Origin of the sequence: Novosphingobium sp. THN1, from assembly GCF_003454795.1 — a bacterium.
Classification (GTDB): Bacteria; Pseudomonadota; Alphaproteobacteria; order Sphingomonadales; family Sphingomonadaceae; genus Novosphingobium.
This window is the reverse complement of record NZ_CP028347.1, coordinates 787,562-804,282: the sequence shown is the minus strand read 5'-3', so window position 1 is coordinate 804,282 and position 16,721 is coordinate 787,562. Positions and strand designations below refer to the sequence as shown.

At 64.6% G+C, this 16,721-nt stretch carries 13 protein-coding genes and 1 pseudogene; 6 read left to right on the top strand and 8 right to left on the bottom strand.

Annotated features, from left to right (window positions below):
• Positions 1–47 precede the first annotated feature (47 nt).
• Positions 48–937, top strand: a pseudogene (gene phhA, locus C7W88_RS03960) (phenylalanine 4-monooxygenase).
• A gap of 74 nt (positions 938–1,011) precedes the next feature.
• On the opposite strand, the gene C7W88_RS24625 reads toward phhA, so the two are convergent.
• The 4 genes from C7W88_RS24625 to C7W88_RS03940 form a co-directional block, all read right to left on the bottom strand.
• Positions 1,012–1,296: a hypothetical protein gene (locus C7W88_RS24625; RefSeq protein ID WP_370073182.1), complete on the bottom strand. Its 285-nt coding sequence runs from the start codon at positions 1,294–1,296 to the stop codon at positions 1,012–1,014.
• A 72-nt stretch (positions 1,297–1,368) separates the two neighbouring features.
• The gene (locus tag C7W88_RS03950; RefSeq protein ID WP_039337201.1) at positions 1,369–1,635 is read right to left on the bottom strand and encodes a GlsB/YeaQ/YmgE family stress response membrane protein; all 267 of its coding nucleotides are present in this window, start codon (positions 1,633–1,635) and stop codon (positions 1,369–1,371) included.
• A gap of 95 nt (positions 1,636–1,730) precedes the next feature.
• A complete protein-coding gene (locus tag C7W88_RS03945; protein WP_118072568.1) occupies positions 1,731–2,543 on the bottom strand; it encodes an undecaprenyl-diphosphate phosphatase in 813 nt (270 codons plus the stop codon).
• A 43-nt stretch (positions 2,544–2,586) separates the two neighbouring features.
• Entirely contained in the window at positions 2,587–4,389 is a 1,803-nt protein-coding gene (locus C7W88_RS03940; RefSeq protein ID WP_118072567.1) for an ABC transporter transmembrane domain-containing protein, read from the bottom strand.
• A gap of 162 nt (positions 4,390–4,551) precedes the next feature.
• On the opposite strand from C7W88_RS03940, the gene C7W88_RS03935 reads away from it, so the two are divergent.
• Both C7W88_RS03935 and C7W88_RS03930 read left to right on the top strand, forming a co-directional pair.
• The gene (locus C7W88_RS03935) at positions 4,552–5,808 is read left to right on the top strand and encodes a polyhydroxyalkanoate depolymerase (protein WP_118074562.1); all 1,257 of its coding nucleotides are present in this window, start codon (positions 4,552–4,554) and stop codon (positions 5,806–5,808) included.
• Positions 5,809–5,944: 136 nt separating this feature from the next.
• Positions 5,945–6,874, top strand: coding sequence for a glycosyltransferase (locus C7W88_RS03930; protein ID WP_118072566.1), 930 nt, complete (start codon positions 5,945–5,947; stop codon positions 6,872–6,874).
• Here the strand turns inward: C7W88_RS03930 and C7W88_RS03925 are convergent.
• The 3 genes from C7W88_RS03925 to C7W88_RS22520 all read right to left on the bottom strand — a co-directional run bounded on the left by C7W88_RS03925 (position 6,855) and on the right by C7W88_RS22520 (position 8,924).
• On the bottom strand, positions 6,855–7,316 hold the full coding sequence (locus C7W88_RS03925) for a MaoC family dehydratase (RefSeq protein WP_118072565.1): 462 nt from the start codon (positions 7,314–7,316) through the stop codon (positions 6,855–6,857). The genes C7W88_RS03930 and C7W88_RS03925 overlap by 20 nt on opposite strands.
• Positions 7,317–7,399: 83 nt before the next feature.
• A complete protein-coding gene (locus C7W88_RS03920; protein WP_118074561.1) occupies positions 7,400–8,770 on the bottom strand; it encodes a putative O-glycosylation ligase, exosortase A system-associated in 1,371 nt (456 codons plus the stop codon).
• On the bottom strand, positions 8,763–8,924 hold the full coding sequence (locus tag C7W88_RS22520) for a hypothetical protein (RefSeq protein WP_162895826.1): 162 nt from the start codon (positions 8,922–8,924) through the stop codon (positions 8,763–8,765). Before C7W88_RS22520 ends, C7W88_RS03920 begins: the two co-directional genes overlap by 8 nt.
• 65 nt (positions 8,925–8,989) lie before the next feature.
• Between C7W88_RS22520 and C7W88_RS03915 the strand changes: the two genes are divergently transcribed.
• Together C7W88_RS03915 and C7W88_RS03910 are read left to right on the top strand one after the other, a co-directional pair.
• On the top strand, positions 8,990–10,216 hold the full coding sequence (locus C7W88_RS03915; RefSeq protein ID WP_118072564.1) for a TIGR04063 family PEP-CTERM/XrtA system glycosyltransferase: 1,227 nt from the start codon (positions 8,990–8,992) through the stop codon (positions 10,214–10,216).
• Between the two features lie 52 nt (positions 10,217–10,268).
• Positions 10,269–11,837, top strand: coding sequence for a hypothetical protein (locus C7W88_RS03910; protein WP_118072563.1), 1,569 nt, complete (start codon positions 10,269–10,271; stop codon positions 11,835–11,837).
• Here C7W88_RS03910 and C7W88_RS23460 read toward each other — a convergent pair.
• A complete protein-coding gene (locus C7W88_RS23460) occupies positions 11,828–12,220 on the bottom strand; it encodes a hypothetical protein (protein WP_240344966.1) in 393 nt (130 codons plus the stop codon). The genes C7W88_RS03910 and C7W88_RS23460 overlap by 10 nt on opposite strands.
• Between C7W88_RS23460 and gltB the strand changes: the two genes are divergently transcribed.
• Positions 12,137–16,717, top strand: coding sequence for a glutamate synthase large subunit (gene gltB / locus C7W88_RS03905; protein ID WP_240344809.1), 4,581 nt, complete (start codon positions 12,137–12,139; stop codon positions 16,715–16,717). The genes C7W88_RS23460 and gltB overlap by 84 nt on opposite strands.
• Positions 16,718–16,721 lie beyond the last annotated feature (4 nt).

Sequence of the window (16,721 nt, the reverse complement as noted above, 5' to 3'; positions counted from 1 at the left end):
TGACTGTTCCTGCCAGCCTTGCCACGGACTTCGCCAGCCTGCCCGAGATGCCCGACGGCGTCTACACCGCGCCGCTCAAGCGCCCCGTGCGCGTGGGCGAGGACTGGCTTGAGCCGGCACAGCACGCCTACACGGCAGACGAGCACGCCATCTGGGACGAACTCTATGCTCGTCAGATGGAGGTGCTGCCGGGGAGGGCGTGCAGGGCCTTCCTGCAGGGGCTCCAGCGGCTGGACCTCGGCCGGGGTGGTGTACCGGACTTCGGCCGCCTTTCGGAAGAACTCGGCGCGCTGACGGGGTGGAGCGTCGTGCCGGTGCCGATGCTGATCCCCGACCACGTGTTCTTCTGGCACCTCGCCAACCGCCGCTTCCCGGCAGGCAACTTCATCCGCACGCGTGAGACGTTTGATTACATTCAGGAGCCGGACGTCTTCCACGACGTGTTCGGCCATGTGCCGATGCTGACCGACCCGACTTATGCCGACTACATGCAGGAGTACGGTCGCGCCGGGTGGAAGGCGATGCGCTACAACCGGCTCAAGTCGCTTGGCGCGCTCTACTGGTATACCGTGGAATTCGGGCTGGTGATGGAGGACGGTGCGCCCAGGGTCTATGGCGCAGGTATTCTGTCGGGGCCGACAGAGGCGGTATTCGCACTTGAAGGGCAATCGCCCAACCGAATCATGCTGAATGTCGATCGGGTGATGCGGACCGATTACGTAATCGATGATCTGCAGCCGACCTACTTCGTGATCGAAAGCTTCGCGGACCTCTATCACCAGACCGTCGAGCGCGATTTCGATCGGCTCTATCGCGGGCTTGGCGCCGGGTTTACTTATGCCAACACAGCCGTGATCGATATCGACGACGTGTTGCACCGGGGGACGCTGGAATACCACCTGCGCGGGGCCGGGGATCGGGCGCGACGCCCGTCTGACAGATACGAAAAAGCCCGGCGCCTTCCAGGGTGCGCCGGGCTTCCTCAGGCCGTTAAGGCGGAAAGACTCAGGGTCAGCCCGGGGTCTTGTCCATCGTGTCGGCCTTGTCCTCCATGGCGTCGGCCTTGGCTTCGCCAGCATTGCGGACGGCGTCAGCCTTGGCTTCCATGGCGTCTTCCGAGGCGCCGCCCATGGCGTCAGCCTTGTCTTCCATGGCGTCGGCAGCAGCTTCCGACGATTCACGCACGGCGCCAGCCTGATCTTCGGCGGCGTTTTCCTGCGCGCTGTCGCAAGCAGAAAGGCCAAGGCCCATCGCCACTACAGACGCCATCATCGCGCCCTTGAAAATTGCCTTCATGTCAGTCCCCTTCAGGTATGGAGAAGGCGGCCAGAGCGACCGCCTTCGGGTTGAAAGTCAGAAAATCGCGGCTTAGCGAACCGAACCGCGACGAACGAGGTTCACGATCGCCAGCAGGATCAGGGCGCCGAGGAACGAAACGATCAGCGTGCCGGCCGAAATGCCGTCGGTGATGGAACCGCCGCCAATCAGCGGAGCAAGCAGGAAGCCACCGAGCAGCGCGCCGACGATGCCAACGACGATGTTGAGGAAAATGCCCTGCTGCGCATCGGTGCGCATGACGATGCTGGCGAGCCAGCCAAGAATGCCGCCGACGACGAGAAGAATGATAAGGCCCATGGTAAGTACCCCTTTGAAGTTCAGTTGTCGGTTAAAATCCCGACGACGAACTTGGTTCCGCAAATGCGGCGGGGCGTTGTGGGCCTATCGGGGGATCAGCGCGTTCCGAGCCACACGAGTGCGACAGCGCCGGCCACGATGCGGTACCAGGCGAAGGGCTTGAATCCCGAGCGGCTGACATAGGCAACAAAGAAGCGGATCACGGCAAGCGCGACCACGAAGGACACGGCAAAGCCGATGGCGATTTCCGTCCAGCCCACGCCCATCGTCCCGTCCATCAAGGCCTGACGATTGTCGAGCAGTTCAAGCGCGGTTGCGCCGAGCATTGTCGGGATGGCCAGAAAGAAGCTGAATTCGGCAGCCGTGCGCCGTTCGATGCCCATGGCGAGCGCGCCCATGATCGTCGCGCCGGAACGGCTGACGCCGGGCACCATCGCCAGGCACTGCGCGGCACCTACGCCGAGGGCCTGGCGCAGCGGCAGTTCGCCGATGCCGGTCAGTTCGCCTGTCTTCGCGCTGCGTTCGATCAGCAGGATCGCCACCCCGCCCACGATCAGTGCCCAGCACACCACGGCAGGGCTGCCCAGCAGCACGTCGATGTAGTCTTTGAGGGCAAGGCCGAGAATTGCGGACGGAACGAACGCCGCCAGCAGATTGCGCAGGAACCGCAATGACATCGGGTTAAGCTTGAGCAGGCCCATGCCCACGGCCCAGAACGTGCGCCAGTACTGCACCACCACGGCGAGGATCGCGCCCAGCTGGATCACGACATTGAACATCGCCCACTGGTGCGCGTCATAGCCGAACAGCTCGGTGGCGAGGATGAGGTGTCCGGTCGAGGAGACCGGCAGGAACTCGGTGAGACCCTCGACAATGCCGAGCAGGATGGCGGTGACGATCGTATCCATGATGTCCCAAGCGATTGCCGCAGCGCAGCATCAAGTCAAGGCGTTAGGCGGCAAGCCCTTCGAACTGTAGACGGGCGAGCCGCGCATAGAGCCCGTCCGCCGCCGTCAGGCTGGCATGGGTGCCCTGTTCCACGATCCTGCCGGCATCCATGACGACAATGCGGTCGGCCGCGCGGATCGTGGCAAGGCGGTGGGCAATGACCAGCGTGGTGCGGTCCTGCATCAGGCGGTCGAGCGCTTCCTGCACCAGCCGCTCGCTTTCGGCATCGAGCGCGGAGGTCGCTTCATCGAGCAGCAGGATCGGCGAATTGCGCAGCACGGCGCGCGCAATGGCGATGCGCTGGCGCTGGCCGCCCGATAGGCGGGCGCCGTCCTCGCCAAGGAACGTGTCGAGGCCTTGCGGCAGATCGCGCAGGAACTGTTCGGCATTGGCGGCGCGGGCCGCTTCCCAGATCTGCTCGTCGCTCGCATCCCAGCAGCCATAGCGCAGGTTGTCGCGCGCCGAGGCGGCGAACAGCGTTGCGTCCTGCGGCACTAGTGCGGTGCGGGCGCGGATTTCGGCCGGGTCGGCGCTGGTCAGCGGCACGCCGTCAACGCGGATCGTGCCGCCGTGCGGATCGTAGAAGCGCTGGGCGAGGAGGAACAGGGTCGACTTGCCCGCGCCAGAGGGGCCGACGATGGCCACCGTCTCGCCGGGTTCGACCGTCAGCGAGAAGTCTTCCAGCGCGAGGACTTCGGGCCGGGAAGGGTAGCGGAAGGTCACGTTCTGGAACGCGATCTGGCCGCGCGGCGGCACGGGCAGAGCCGTGGGGCGGGCGGGGGGCGAGATTTCCGGCTCCTCGCGCAGCAGTTCGTTGAGCCGTCCGGCGGCTCCCGCGCCGCGCAGCAGATCGCCATAGACTTCCGACAATGCCCCTGCGGCACCGGCGACAAGGCCTGCGGTTATGACGATGGCAAAGATCGTGCCGCCGCTGATCGTGCCCTGGGCAACGCCGACCGCGCCTTCCCACACCAGCATGGTGATCCCGCCGAACACCAGCAGGATGACGATCGCAGTCATCACCGCACGCAGGCTGATGCGGCGAAGTGCGGTCTGGAAGGTTGCCTCGACGCGCTCGCCGAAGCGCTCGAGTTCACGCTTCTCCTGTCCGAAGGCCTGCACGATCTTCATCGCGCCGAGCACTTCGGCCACGATGACGCCGATGCCCGCCACGCGATCCTGGCTCGACCGGGAAACATTGCGGACGCGCCTCCCGAAGAACACGATCGGGCCGACGACCAGCGGGATGCCAACCATCAGGATCGCCGTCAGTTTTGGCGCCAGATAGAACAGGTAACCAAGGCCGCCGATTGCGGTGATCGTGTTGCGCAACGCGACCGAGACCGTCGTTCCGACGACCTGTTCGATGATCGCGGTGTCCGAGGTCATCCGCGAGGAGATTTCCTTCGGGCTGTTGGTTTCGAAGAAGGACGGCGGCAGGCGCAACAGGTTTTCCTGCACGCGCAGGCGGATGTCGGCAACGACGCGCTCACCCAGCCAGGATACGAAATAGAAGCGGCACGCCGTACCGATCGCCAGCACCAGCACGATCAGCAGCAGATACTGGAACCAGCGCCCCAGGTCATCGACATTGGCGCCGGCGGCAAAGCCCTTGTCGATGATCAGGCGGAAGCCGGATGGAATGGCAAGCGTGGCCGCCGAGGTCGTCAGCAGTGCCAGCGCGGCGAATACCAGTTGGCGGGGATACTTCAGCGCCTCGCGCCAGATCATGCGCAGCGGCCCGAGGGTCTTGGCCTTGGGTGCGGGCTCGGTAGCGGGCGGCGGGTTCCGGGTTTCCTCGTCCATGGCCGCGTGCCTAGCCGATGGCGGGGATTACCGAAAGGGGGCGGTTAGGGAACCCGCAAGATGACCGGATATTTGTTGCGTTGCACAAACGATCGATTCGCGGCAATCTGTATACAAACGACTCCCGCCCATCGGGCAGGCCATAATCAAAAGGTGTTCGCAGTGCTCTACAAGGCTTACGAAATACAGCGCTCGCTGATGAATGCGGGCAGCGCCTGGGCCTCCATGATGGCCGACGCGCTGACCGATCCGCGCAATCCCTGGGCCGGCGTCGGCCCCTCGCAGACCATCGCCAACGCGCTTGACGTGTTCGCGCATGCAGCAGCGCCGCGCGGCAAGCCGGCCTTCGGTCTCAAGGTCATCCACGTCGACGGCACCGCCCACGCCGTGAAGGAAACCACAGTGGTCACGCGTCCGTTCGGTGACCTCAAGATGTTCACCCACGATGGCCTGCCCAAGAACGCGCCGCGCCTGCTGATCGTCGCACCGATGAGCGGGCACTACGCCACGCTGCTGCGCGGCACGGTCGAACGCATGCTCGAGCGCTGCGTTGTCTACATCACCGACTGGGCCGATGCGAAGTATGTGCCGCTTGCCGAAGGCACCTTCGACCTTGATGATTACATCGATTACCTGACCGGCTTCCTCGAACACATCGGCGAAGGTGCGCACATGATGGCGGTGTGCCAGCCGTCGGTCCCGGCCTTTGCCGCGACGGCGATCATGGGCGCCAACAAGCACCCCTGCCGCCCGGTAACCCTGACGATGATGGGCGGGCCGATCGATACCCGCGAGAGCCCGACCGCGGTCAACGACCACGCGATCACCAAGCCCTATGTCTGGTTCAAGCACAATGTGATCACCACTGTGCCGACCAACTATCCGGGCGAGGGGCGCCGCGTCTATCCGGGCTTCGTGCAACTGGCCAGCTTCATGTCGATGAACCTCGGCAGCCACATGATGAGCCACTACAAGCTGTTCCAGCACATGAACGCCGGGGCCGACGAAAGCGCCGATGCCACCAAGGCGTTCTACGATGAATACCGCGCCGTGTGCGACCTTCCGGCCGAGTTCTACCTGCAGACGGTGGATGTCGTGTTCCAGCGCCACGCCCTGCCCAAGGGCGAGTTCATCCACCGTGGTCAAGCCGTAGACCTTGGCGCAATTACCGACACCGCAATCCTGTGCATCGAGGGCGAGCGTGACGACATTTCCGGCATCGGCCAGACCAAGGCTGCGCTCAAGGTCACGCCGAACCTGCCCGAGGACATGAAGCAGTATCTGCTCGCCCCCGAAGTCGGCCACTACGGCATCTTCAACGGTTCGCGCTGGCGCGCGTCGATCGCCCCGGTGGTCGAACAGTGGATCGGCAAGTTCGAGAAGAAGGCCAAGGGCCGCAAGCTCAGCGTCGTCGCCTGAACAGCGGCACAAACTGGTTAAAAACCTTGCGAAGCCGACCGTGCCAATCCGGCACAGGTCGGCTTTCCACGTCTCTGCAACAATGCGCAACTTTCCGGCAAGATCGCGGATGCCTTGAACTGGCAGAGGTGGCCTTGTGGACAAGGAAGCGCATCGTACCACTGAACCGGGATGTGTAGCATCGCCTCGCGTCAGCATCGTGCTGCCGGTGCACAATGGCGCTGCGTTCCTCGATGAAGCGATGCAATCGGTCCTCGGCCAGACTTTCGCCGATTTCGAGCTGATCTGCGTTGATGACGGCTCTACCGACGCCACGCCGGCGATCCTCGCGCGTTATGCAGCAGCCGACGATCGCATCCGCATCATCACCAACCGGCCGAACAAGGGCCTGCCCGGCGCCCTCAATACCGGTTTCGCAGCCGCGCGCGGGCCACTGCACACCTGGACATCGGACGACAACATCGCGCGTCCTCATATGCTGGAACGGCTGGTCCAGACGCTCGACGCCAACCCCGATGCGGCGATTGCCCACGCCAACTACAGCGTGATCGACGGGCAGGGCCGCGTGATCGGCTTTCAGAAAGTGGGGCCAGCCTCGGAAATCCTGTTCGGCAACCGCATCGGTGCGGCGTTTCTCTATCGCGCGGAAGTGACCGAATCGCTCGGCGGGTATGACACCGCGCTGTTCGGCGTCGAGGACTACGACTTCTGGCTGCGGGCAGCGCGCAGGTTCCACTTTGTCACACTGGATGAGGACCTCTACCTCTACCGCCGCCATGAAGGCAGCCTGACCGATACTCGCGCACTCAGGATTCATCGCCTCGTTGGCCAGATCATCCGGCGCGAACTTGCTGCGGTGGACGATGCCGGCCTGCGGGCGCGGGTGCTGATGGAGCACGGCCTAGCCAGCCGCCTCGACGCGCGGCTGGGCATGCTGTGGCAGGCCTGCAAGGCCCGCCCCGGGCTCAGTCTGGGCAAGGCCCCGGCGATTGCGCGACACCTGTTATTTCACCTGCTGCGCGCCATCTCCGCCAGCCTTGCCGGCCTCAGACAAAGAACTGCGTGATCCATTCGCACTGCAGCGCGGGCTTGGCCTCGCCCTCGATCTCGATGGTGATCTCCATGGTCTGCTGCCACTGACCTGGGCGCTTCTCGTCCATCTCGAGCAGCTTGAAAACGCCGCGCACGCGCTTGCCGACGCGCACGGGGGCGAGGAAGCGCGTGCGGTTGCCGCCGTAGTTGACGCCCATCTTGATATGTTCGGGCCGCGGGCAATCGCTTTCCATGGTCAGCAGCGGAATCAGCGACAGCGTCAGGAATCCGTGGGCGATCGGGCCGCCGAACGGAGTCAGCTTCGCCTTTTCCGGGTCAACGTGGATGAACTGGAAATCGCCGGTTGCCTCGGCAAACTTGTTCACGCGCTCCTGCGTGATCTCGACCCAGTTCGAGGTGCCGACTACCTGGCCGATCCGGGCCTTGATTTCCTCGGGCGGAAGGAATGTCGTCATGGCGATGTGCTCTCCTGCTCATGTCTCTTGGCCGATACAATGGCTGCAAGCCGGACGCGGGGCAAGCGGGTTTAATTGGGTGGTTAAGCGGTGGCCGGGTGCGGTGTCGGCTGGGGCGCGGGCTTGCGGAAAGGTTGCGGCTGTGCCGTCCGTACACGCTTGATATAGGCCCACAATCCGCATTGCAGCCCGACCAGCATGTAGCAGAACGGCTGGAACGCGATGCCGACGAAGGTTGAGCCCACCAGATAGATGACCTGCGCCTGTTGCAATGCTTCGGCCAGCGGCGCGACCCAGCGGAATTCTTCCGAGGTCTCCTTGCGATAGCGTCGTCGCAGGACTTCCATCTGCCACACGCCCAGAAGGTGCAGCGACAGCCATAGCGCCAGACCGGGGTAGCCCTGCTCACCCAGCATCTCGAAGTAGCTCGAATGGTAGGCGCGGCCTTCCTCGACGATCGGCTGGTATTCGAGCGCGGCATTGTTGTCGCCGGCGTAGTCCGCCTTGACGGTGTCGTAGGTCAGCTTGTTCTGGCGATAGGCCTCGAAGCCGCCGCCGAAGGGATGGCGCTTGGCGAACTCGATCGTCCACTTCCACACCGCCACGCGCGTCGAGGCGGATTGATCGGACTGGTGGTTCTTGATCGTGCTCATCCGGTCGGTGAACTCCTTGGGCAGGAGCGGGACCGCGATCAGCGCGCCGGCGGCCATGACCGAGACGATCAGCAGGCGTCGCCTGGCCGTGCGCAGGATCATGGCTGCCAGAACGACGACGCAGACCAGACCGGTGCGCGCGCCCGTACCGATCGGCATAAGCGCGCAGGCAAAGCACAGCGCCCAGGCAAAGATCTTCACCCGCCAGTCGGGCGGAAAGATCGTGCCATAGCGCGACAGCCACAGCGCCAGAGGGATCACCGCGATGGCCACCGCCGAGATGATCGAGCCTTCGTAAAGGCCGGTATTGTCGTTCACCAGCAGGCGCAATTCGCCATAGCCGCCACCGCCTGCCGCCGTCTTGATCCCGCCACCGATCACGATCACCCCGATCGACAGGGCCAGGATCAGCGTGATGGCCTCGATTCTCAAGCGGGTCCGCAGGGTAAGGGGCAGGAACAGTGCCCACAGCAGCGCCTTCCACACCCAGGCCCACTTCTCCGCAGCTTCCACCGGAAAGTCGGCGGCCTGAGTCGTCAACCCGCAGTAGACCAGCAGGGTCAGCAGCAGGAACTGGCGCAGGGAGATGCGGATACCGTTCTTGTCCTCGGCCACGAACCACGAGAGGAACGCGCAGAGGAACGCGATCAGCGAAACCGGAATGTGGCTGAGGATGCCCCAGCTGACCTTCTGCGGCGCGACGATGTCAATGTAGCTGTAGGCCAGCACAAAGATGAACGGCTTGCGGAAGCCCGCGCCGATGAAGGCGAGCACGCAGGACAGCAGGAACAGGTCAAGCATCGCCACCGCCCGGCGCCTGCTCGCGGCGCTTGCGGAATGGCGTCTTGCGGCTCGGCAGGGATGGGTCGTCGTTGAGATCTTCACGATGCAGCAAGCGCCAGATGGCAATCGCCATCAGCACGTGCGGCAGGATTATCGTGAACTTGTCGATCATTGCAGGCTTGCGCTAGCCGATCGAGGTTGACGCGGCGTTAAGCCTTCCATGGCAGAGCGTTGCCCATGACACGCGTGCTCCACGTTCTCGACCATTCGCTGCCGATGCACAGCGGCTACACCTTCCGCACTCGCGCCATCCTCAAGGCGCAGGCGGCGATGGGGCTGGAAGTGCGCGCGGTGACCGGGCAGCGCCACACTGCGCCCATGCCGAGCGATCCCGAGGTTGTCGATGGCCTGACCTTTTACCGCGCTGGCGGCATTGCGGGCGGCCTTCCGCTGGTGCGCGAATGGTCGGAAGTTGCGACGCTGGCCGAGCGTATCGTCGCCATCGCGCGTGAATGGCGGCCCGACGTGCTTCATGCGCACTCGCCGGCGCTCTGCGGCCTCGCGGCACTGCGGGCCGGGCGCAAGCTCGGCATTCCGGTGGTGTACGAGATTCGCGCGTTCTGGGAGGACGCTGCGGTTGGCAACGGAACGGGGCGCGAAGGCTCGGCCAAATACTGGCTGACGCGCGTGCTGGAGAGCGATGTCGTCAGTGGCGCCGACCGCGTCGTGACGATTTGCGAGGGTCTGCGTGCCGACCTTGTCGCGCGCGGCTTTGCGCCGGAAAAGCTGTCGATCATGCCCAACGGCGTCGACCTTGACCTGTTCGGCGAAGCTCTGCCGCGCGATGCCGGGCTGGCAACCGAACTCGGGCTGGGGGAGGGGCCGGTGATCGGCTTCCTCGGCAGCTTCTACCCTTACGAAGGCCTCGACGACCTGATCGCAGCCATGCCGGCCATCGTCGCCCGCGTGCCCGACGCGCGCCTGCTGATGGTGGGCGGCGGCCCTGCCGAAGCGGACTTGCGCGCGCAGGCACAGGCCTCTGCGGTGGCAGATGCGATCCGTTTCGTGGGCCGCGTGCCGCATCACGAGGTGGACCGCTATTATTCGCTGGTCGATGTTGTCTGCTATCCGCGCAAGGCGATGCGGCTGACCGATCTCGTTACGCCGTTGAAGCCGCTCGAGGCCATGGCGCAGGGCAAGCTGGTCAGCGCTTCGGACGTCGGCGGACATCGCGAGCTGATCCAGCACGGCAGGACCGGAACCCTGTTCCCGCCTGATGATCCGGCCGGGCTTGCCACGGCGCTTGCCGATCTGCTCGGATCCCGCGCCGGTTGGGACACCCAGCGCGACGTTGCCAGGGCGTTCGTCCGTGATAGCCACGACTGGGCTAGCAACGTCAGGCGTTATCTACCTGTTTACCAAGCCCTGTTACCGAATCACGAACTGCCATCAGTCGCGGCGTAACCCGCGAATCCGGTGGCGGCAGGATGACCGAAACAGACAGGACGACGCCCCCGTGACCGCGACAAAGCGCAAGCCAAAGCCCATCACCGCGCATCCGATGTTTCCGGTCGTGACGTCCCTGTGGTTTGCGGCGTTCTTCGGGCTCGGCAGCTTTGCCGTTGCACCCTCTCTGCTTGAAGGCCCGGTCGTTGCGCTGGGCATTCCGGCCATCGTCCCTGCGGCCGCTCCGCCACTCGGCTTTACCGCGCGTGTGCTGCTGGCGCTTGGCCTGCTGTTGCTGGGCGCGCTCATCGGCTTCGCGGTGGGACGCAAGCTCGCACCGAAGGAGGCCGCCCCGGTGCGCCGCCGCGACATGTCCGCCGCCCGCAGGCAGCGCTCTGACGAGACTGCCGATCGTTTCGACGAACCTCGCCGCGTATTGAACCCGGCTGAGGACCTTGGCGAGCCGCTTGATGCGCCTGGCGATGATCAGGTCGCCCCGCTGCGTCGGCGGGCACTGTCGTTGACCGATGAAGCGCAGCCGCTGGTCCCGGCTCAGGACGCGCCGCTCCCCGGCTTCCTGCCTTGGGAGAATGCTTCCCCGGCTTATGCCGCAGTCGCTCGTGATGAAGATCCGCTCGCCCTCGAAGGTCTGCTTGAAGAGGCTGCAGGCGCTGCCGAGGTCTCCGTCGGGGCTGGGCCATTCTCCGCCCCTGCCAAGTCAGATGAAGAGCAGATCGCTGCCTTTGCGCCTCCCGCTGCCTTCACGCAGGAACCTGAAGCGCCGTTTGCTGCTGGCGACGCCGAACCCGATTTCACACGGCCCACAGAGCCTGCGCCTGCTGCTTCGGTTCTGGCACCCAAGCCCCTGCTTCAGGCCCCGGCTGCACAGGTGACTCCGATCGAGCGTGCGCCGCTTGATGGCCTTGGCATGGTCCAGCTTGTCGAACGTCTGGCTGTTGCGATTGCCCGTCACGCGCCGCCGGTGCGCGATGCGGCGCCGCTTGAAACCTCCGCCTATGCGGCCCCCGCTGCTCCGGAAAGCCCTGCTCCTGTCGAAAACGTGGTGGCTGCTCAACCCGTACAAGTTGATGAAGTCCGTGACGATCTGCGCGTCGTCCGGCTGCGTCCGCTCGCGGTCGATATTGCGCCGCCGCTTGACGAAGGCGAAGAGCAGGAGGGTGTCGCGCAGCTTGCCCGCTTCCTGCGCGCACCGGCTGTCGCCACGCCGGAGGCGCCCGTGCCCACTACCGATGATCCGGCCGAGCCCGAGGTTGCCGAGGAGCGCTACCCCTCGCTGCTCGACATGGGTCCTGCCTCGCTCCGCCAGCACTCGCCCCGCATTGACGATGGCCTTGCGCTGGACGAGGAAGCGGACGCTTCAGATGTTGAACCGACCGTGGTGTTCCCCGGGCAGGTTTCGGCGCTGCAAGGTGGCCTGCGCCGGTTTGAACGGCCTTCGATCCTGCCGGTCCAGGGCTCGCCCCTGGCTGCGCCGGGGCAGGCTGCACCCTCGACCCCGGCAGAAGTCCTGCCCGATGCATTGCCCGTTGCGTCCGGCGCGCTCGCTGATCCGGAAGAGGCCGATCGCGCGCTTCGCGCCGCACTGGCAACACTTCAGCGGATGACTGCTCAGGGATAGTTTTCCACGTCCCTGGCGGCACTTTCGGGCAGAAAGACCCGGCGAAGCCGCACTTTCTGCCATGTCGCAACCGTATTTACGGCATTAACCGCGCGCTTGATGCCCTTGCGCGGTTGCAAAATAACTTTCCTGCAGTCATGGGGGCACTTCGCGCAATTTTCGTCGCTTTTCCGCGAGGGTGATTCGCGCGCCGCTGCCTTTTTGGCCATTGCCTTATTGGATGTAGGACGATCATCGAGATGGGATTTCCGCCGCTTCAGGGCCTGTACGATCCGCGTAATGAGCATGACGCCTGTGGCGTGGGCTTTATTGCCCACATCAAAGGCCAGAAAAGCCATGCGATTGTGGACCAGGCGCTGGAAATTCTGCACAATCTTGACCATCGCGGTGCCGTCGGCGCCGACCCGCTGCTGGGCGATGGCGCCGGCATCCTGATCCAGCTTCCCGACCAGCTGTTCCGCAAGTGGGCCGCTTCCGAAGGCAAGGACCTGCCGCAGCCGGGCGATTACGCCGTGGCCATGTGCTTCCTGCCGCAGGAAGAAGCCGCTCGCCTGTTCGTGACGGAATTCTTCGAGAAGTTCATCGCCAAGGAAGGCCAGGAACTGATCGGCTGGCGCGATGTGCCGACCACGCAGGATGGCCTTGGCAAGGCTGTCGTCGAATCGATGCCGGTGATCCGCCAGTGCTTCATCAAGCGCGGGGCGAACACGCCCGATCAGGACGCGTTCGAGCGCAAGCTGCTCGCCATCCGCAAGCAGACGCAGAACCCGCTCGCCGCCATGGCCGAGAAGCACAACCTGCCGGGCGTCACGCAGCTCTATATGCCGAGCTTCTCGACCCGCACGATCGTCTACAAAGGGCTGCTGCTGGCAACGCAGGTCGGCTCGTTCTACGATGATCTGCGCGATCCGGACTGCGTTTCGGCCCTGGGCCTCGTGCACCAGCGCTTCTCGACCAACACCTTCCCGAGCTGGAAGCTGGCACACCCGTTCCGCTTCATCGCCCACAACGGTGAGATCAACACTGTTCGCGGCAATGTGAACTGGATGAACGCGCGCCGCCGCACCATGGAATCCGAGCTGCTCGGCCCGGATCTCGACAAGATGTGGCCGCTGATCCCGCACGGCCAGTCTGACACCGCCAGCCTCGACAACGCGCTCGAACTGCTGCTCGCCGGTGGCTACAGCCTCGCCCACGCGGTGATGATGCTCGTGCCCGAGGCGTGGGCCGGCAACCCGCTGATGGATTCCAAGCGTCGTGCCTTCTACGAGTACCACGCCGCCCTGATGGAACCCTGGGACGGACCCGCTGCCGTCGCCTTCACCGATGGTCGCCAGATCGGCGCAACGCTCGATCGCAACGGCCTGCGTCCCGCACGTTTCTCGATCACCCGTGACGACCTGATCTGCATGGCTTCGGAAAGCGGCGTGCTGCCCTTCCGCGAGGAAGACATCGTCCGCAAGTGGCGCCTCCAGCCCGGCCGCATGCTCCTGATCGACATGGAGCAGGGCAAGATCATCGAGGACGAGGAAATCAAGGCCGAGCTGGCCAATGCCGAGCCATACGAAGAATGGCTCGACCAGGCGCAGTACAAGCTCAAGGAACTCGACGTGATCGAGCCCGAGCTGGCCGCGCTGCCGGTGGAAACCACCTCGCTGCTCGATCGTCAGCAGGCCTTCGGCTACACGCAGGAAGACGTCACCAAGTTCCTCGAACCGATGGGCGTTGCCGGCGATGATCCGATCGGATCGATGGGCACCGACACGCCAATCGCGGTGCTTTCGAACCGCTCGCGCCTGCTGTTTGATTACTTCAAGCAGAACTTCGCGCAGGTCACCAACCCGCCGATCGACCCGATCCGCGAGGAACTGGTCATGTCGCTGGTCAGCATGATCGGGCCGCGCCCGAACCTGCTCGGCCGCGATGCCGGCACACACAAGCGTCTGGAAGTTGATCAGCCGATCCTGACGAACGAGGACGTCGCCAAGATCCGCTCGGTCGAAGCCGCGCTCGACGGCGCTTTCCGCACCGGCACCATCGACACGACATGGGATGCCGCCACCGGCGCCGATGGCCTCGAAATGGCCATCAAGGAAATGTGCTGGGCGGCGACCGAAGCGGTGCTGGCAGACAAGAACATCCTGATCCTGTCGGACCGTGCCCAGTGTGAATCGCGCATCCCGATGCCGGCTGCGCTGGCAACGGCTGCGGTGCACCAGCACCTCGTCCGTCAGGGCCTGCGCATGCAGACCGGCCTTGTCGTCGAAACCGGTGAAGCGCGCGAAGTGCACCACTTCTGCGTGCTGGCGGGCTATGGCGCCGAAGCGATCAACCCCTATCTGGCGTTTGAAACGCTGGAGCAGATCCGCGTGGCCAAGGAGCTTCCGCTCGAGCCCAAGGACGTCAAGAAGAACTACATCAAGGCCATCGGCAAGGGCATCCTCAAGGTCATGTCCAAGATGGGCATCTCGACCTACCAGTCCTATTGCGGTGCCCAGATCTTCGACGCCGTTGGCCTGTCGACCGACTTCGTGAATGCCTATTTCACCGGCACCGCGACGACGATCGAAGGCGTCGGGCTCAAGGAAATCGCGGAGGAAACCGTGCGCCGTCACGCCACGGCCTATGGCGACAACCCGATCTACAAGAAGATGCTCGATGTGGGCGGCATGTACCAGTTGCGCCTGCGCGGCGAGGAGCACGCCTGGACGGCATCGAACATCGCCAACCTGCAGCACGCGGTCCGTGGCAACACGCCTGAGAAGTATCGCGAGTTCGCCCAGTCGATCAACGACCAGTCGGAACGGATGCTCACCATCCGTGGCCTGATGGAGCTGAAGAAGGCCGATCAGGCCATTTCCATCGATGAAGTCGAACCGGCGAGCGAGATCGTCAAGCGCTTCGCCACCGGCGCGATGAGCTACGGCTCGATCTCGTGGGAGGCGCACACCACACTCGCCGTGGCGATGAACCGCATTGGCGGCAAGTCGAACACGGGTGAGGGCGGCGAAGACCCGGCGCGCTTCAAGCCCCTCGCCAATGGCGATTCGATGCGTTCGGCGATCAAGCAGGTGGCGTCCGGCCGCTTCGGCGTGACCGCTGAATACCTCGTCAATGCCGACGACGTGCAGATCAAGATGGCGCAGGGCGCAAAGCCCGGCGAAGGCGGTCAGCTGCCGGGTGACAAGGTCGACAAGACCATCGGCAAGACCCGTCACTCGACCCCGGGCGTCGGCCTGATCTCGCCGCCGCCGCACCACGACATCTACTCGATCGAAGACCTTGCCCAGCTCATTCACGATCTCAAGAACGTGAACACCGGCGCGCGCATCTCGGTCAAGCTGGTCTCGGAAGTGGGCGTCGGCACCGTGGCCGCGGGCGTGTCCAAGGCACGCGCCGATCACGTCACGATCTCGGGCTACGAAGGCGGCACGGGCGCATCCCCGCTGACCTCGCTGACACACGCCGGTTCGCCTTGGGAAATCGGCCTTGCCGAAACCCAGCAGACCCTGCTGCTCAACAACCTGCGCAGCCGCATCTGCGTTCAGGCCGACGGTGGCCTGCGCACGGGTCGTGACGTTGCCGTGGCCGCGCTGCTCGGCGCTGACGAGTTCGGCTTCGCCACCGCCCCGCTGATCGCGGCCGGCTGCATCATGATGCGCAAGTGCCACCTCAACACCTGCCCGGTCGGCGTCGCCACCCAGGACCCGGTCCTGCGCGCCCGCTTCACCGGCCAGCCCGAGCACGTGATCAACTACTTCTTCTTCGTCGCCGAAGAACTCCGCGCGATCATGGCCGAGATGGGCTTCCGCACCGTCGCTGAAATGGTCGGCCGGGTCGATCGTCTCGACGTGAAGAAGGCTGTCTCGCACTGGAAGGCGCAGGGCGTCGATCTGTCGAAGCTGCTGCATCAGGTCGAGCCGGTCGAAGGCACGACCCTGAACTGGAGCGAGACGCAGGATCACGGCCTCGAAGCCGCGCTCGACAAGGACCTGATCGCCGCCAGCGCTCCGGCGCTGGACAAGGGCGAGCCGGTCCGCCTCGAACGCAAGGTTATCAACGTCAACCGTACGGTCGGCGCGATGCTCTCGGGCGAAGTGGCGAAGAAGTACGGGCACAAGGGTCTGCCGGACAATACCATCCACATCTCCTTCAAGGGTGTGGCAGGCCAGTCGTTCGGCGCGTTCCTCGCCCACGGCGTAACGCTCGATCTCGTCGGCGATGCCAATGACTACGTCGGCAAGGGCCTGTCGGGCGGTCGCGTGATCGTGCGTCAGCCTGCCCACGTCGATCGTGACCCCACCGAGAACATCATCGTCGGCAACACCGTGCTCTACGGTGCGATCGCTGGTGAGGCCTATTTCAACGGCGTCGGCGGTGAACGCTTCGCGGTGCGCAATTCGGGCGCCGTCGCGGTGGTCGAAGGCACCGGTGACCACGGTTGCGAATACATGACCGGCGGTGTCGTCGTCGTTCTCGGCAAGACCGGCCGCAACTTCGCGGCAGGCATGTCGGGCGGTGTTGCCTATGTCTATGACGTCGACGGCAACTTCGCCCAGCTCGTCAACGGCGCGATGGTCGACGTCCTGCCGATCTCGGCAGAGCGTGACGAGGAAGACGGTGCGGGCCGTCCGCAACAGCGCGGGGTCGACGTCTACGACTACGGCATGGGCGACATGCTGCGTCACGATGCCGAACGCCTGCGGGTGCTGGTGGAACGGCACCACCTCTACACCGGCAGCAAGCGCGCTCGCGAAATCCTCGACAACTGGGCCGAGGCTTTGGGCAAGTTCGTCAAGGTCATGCCGCGCGACTATGCGCGGGCGCTCCGTCAGATGGAGGCCGAGCGCCTCGAAGCCGCCTCGGTCGCGGCTGAGTAAGGGT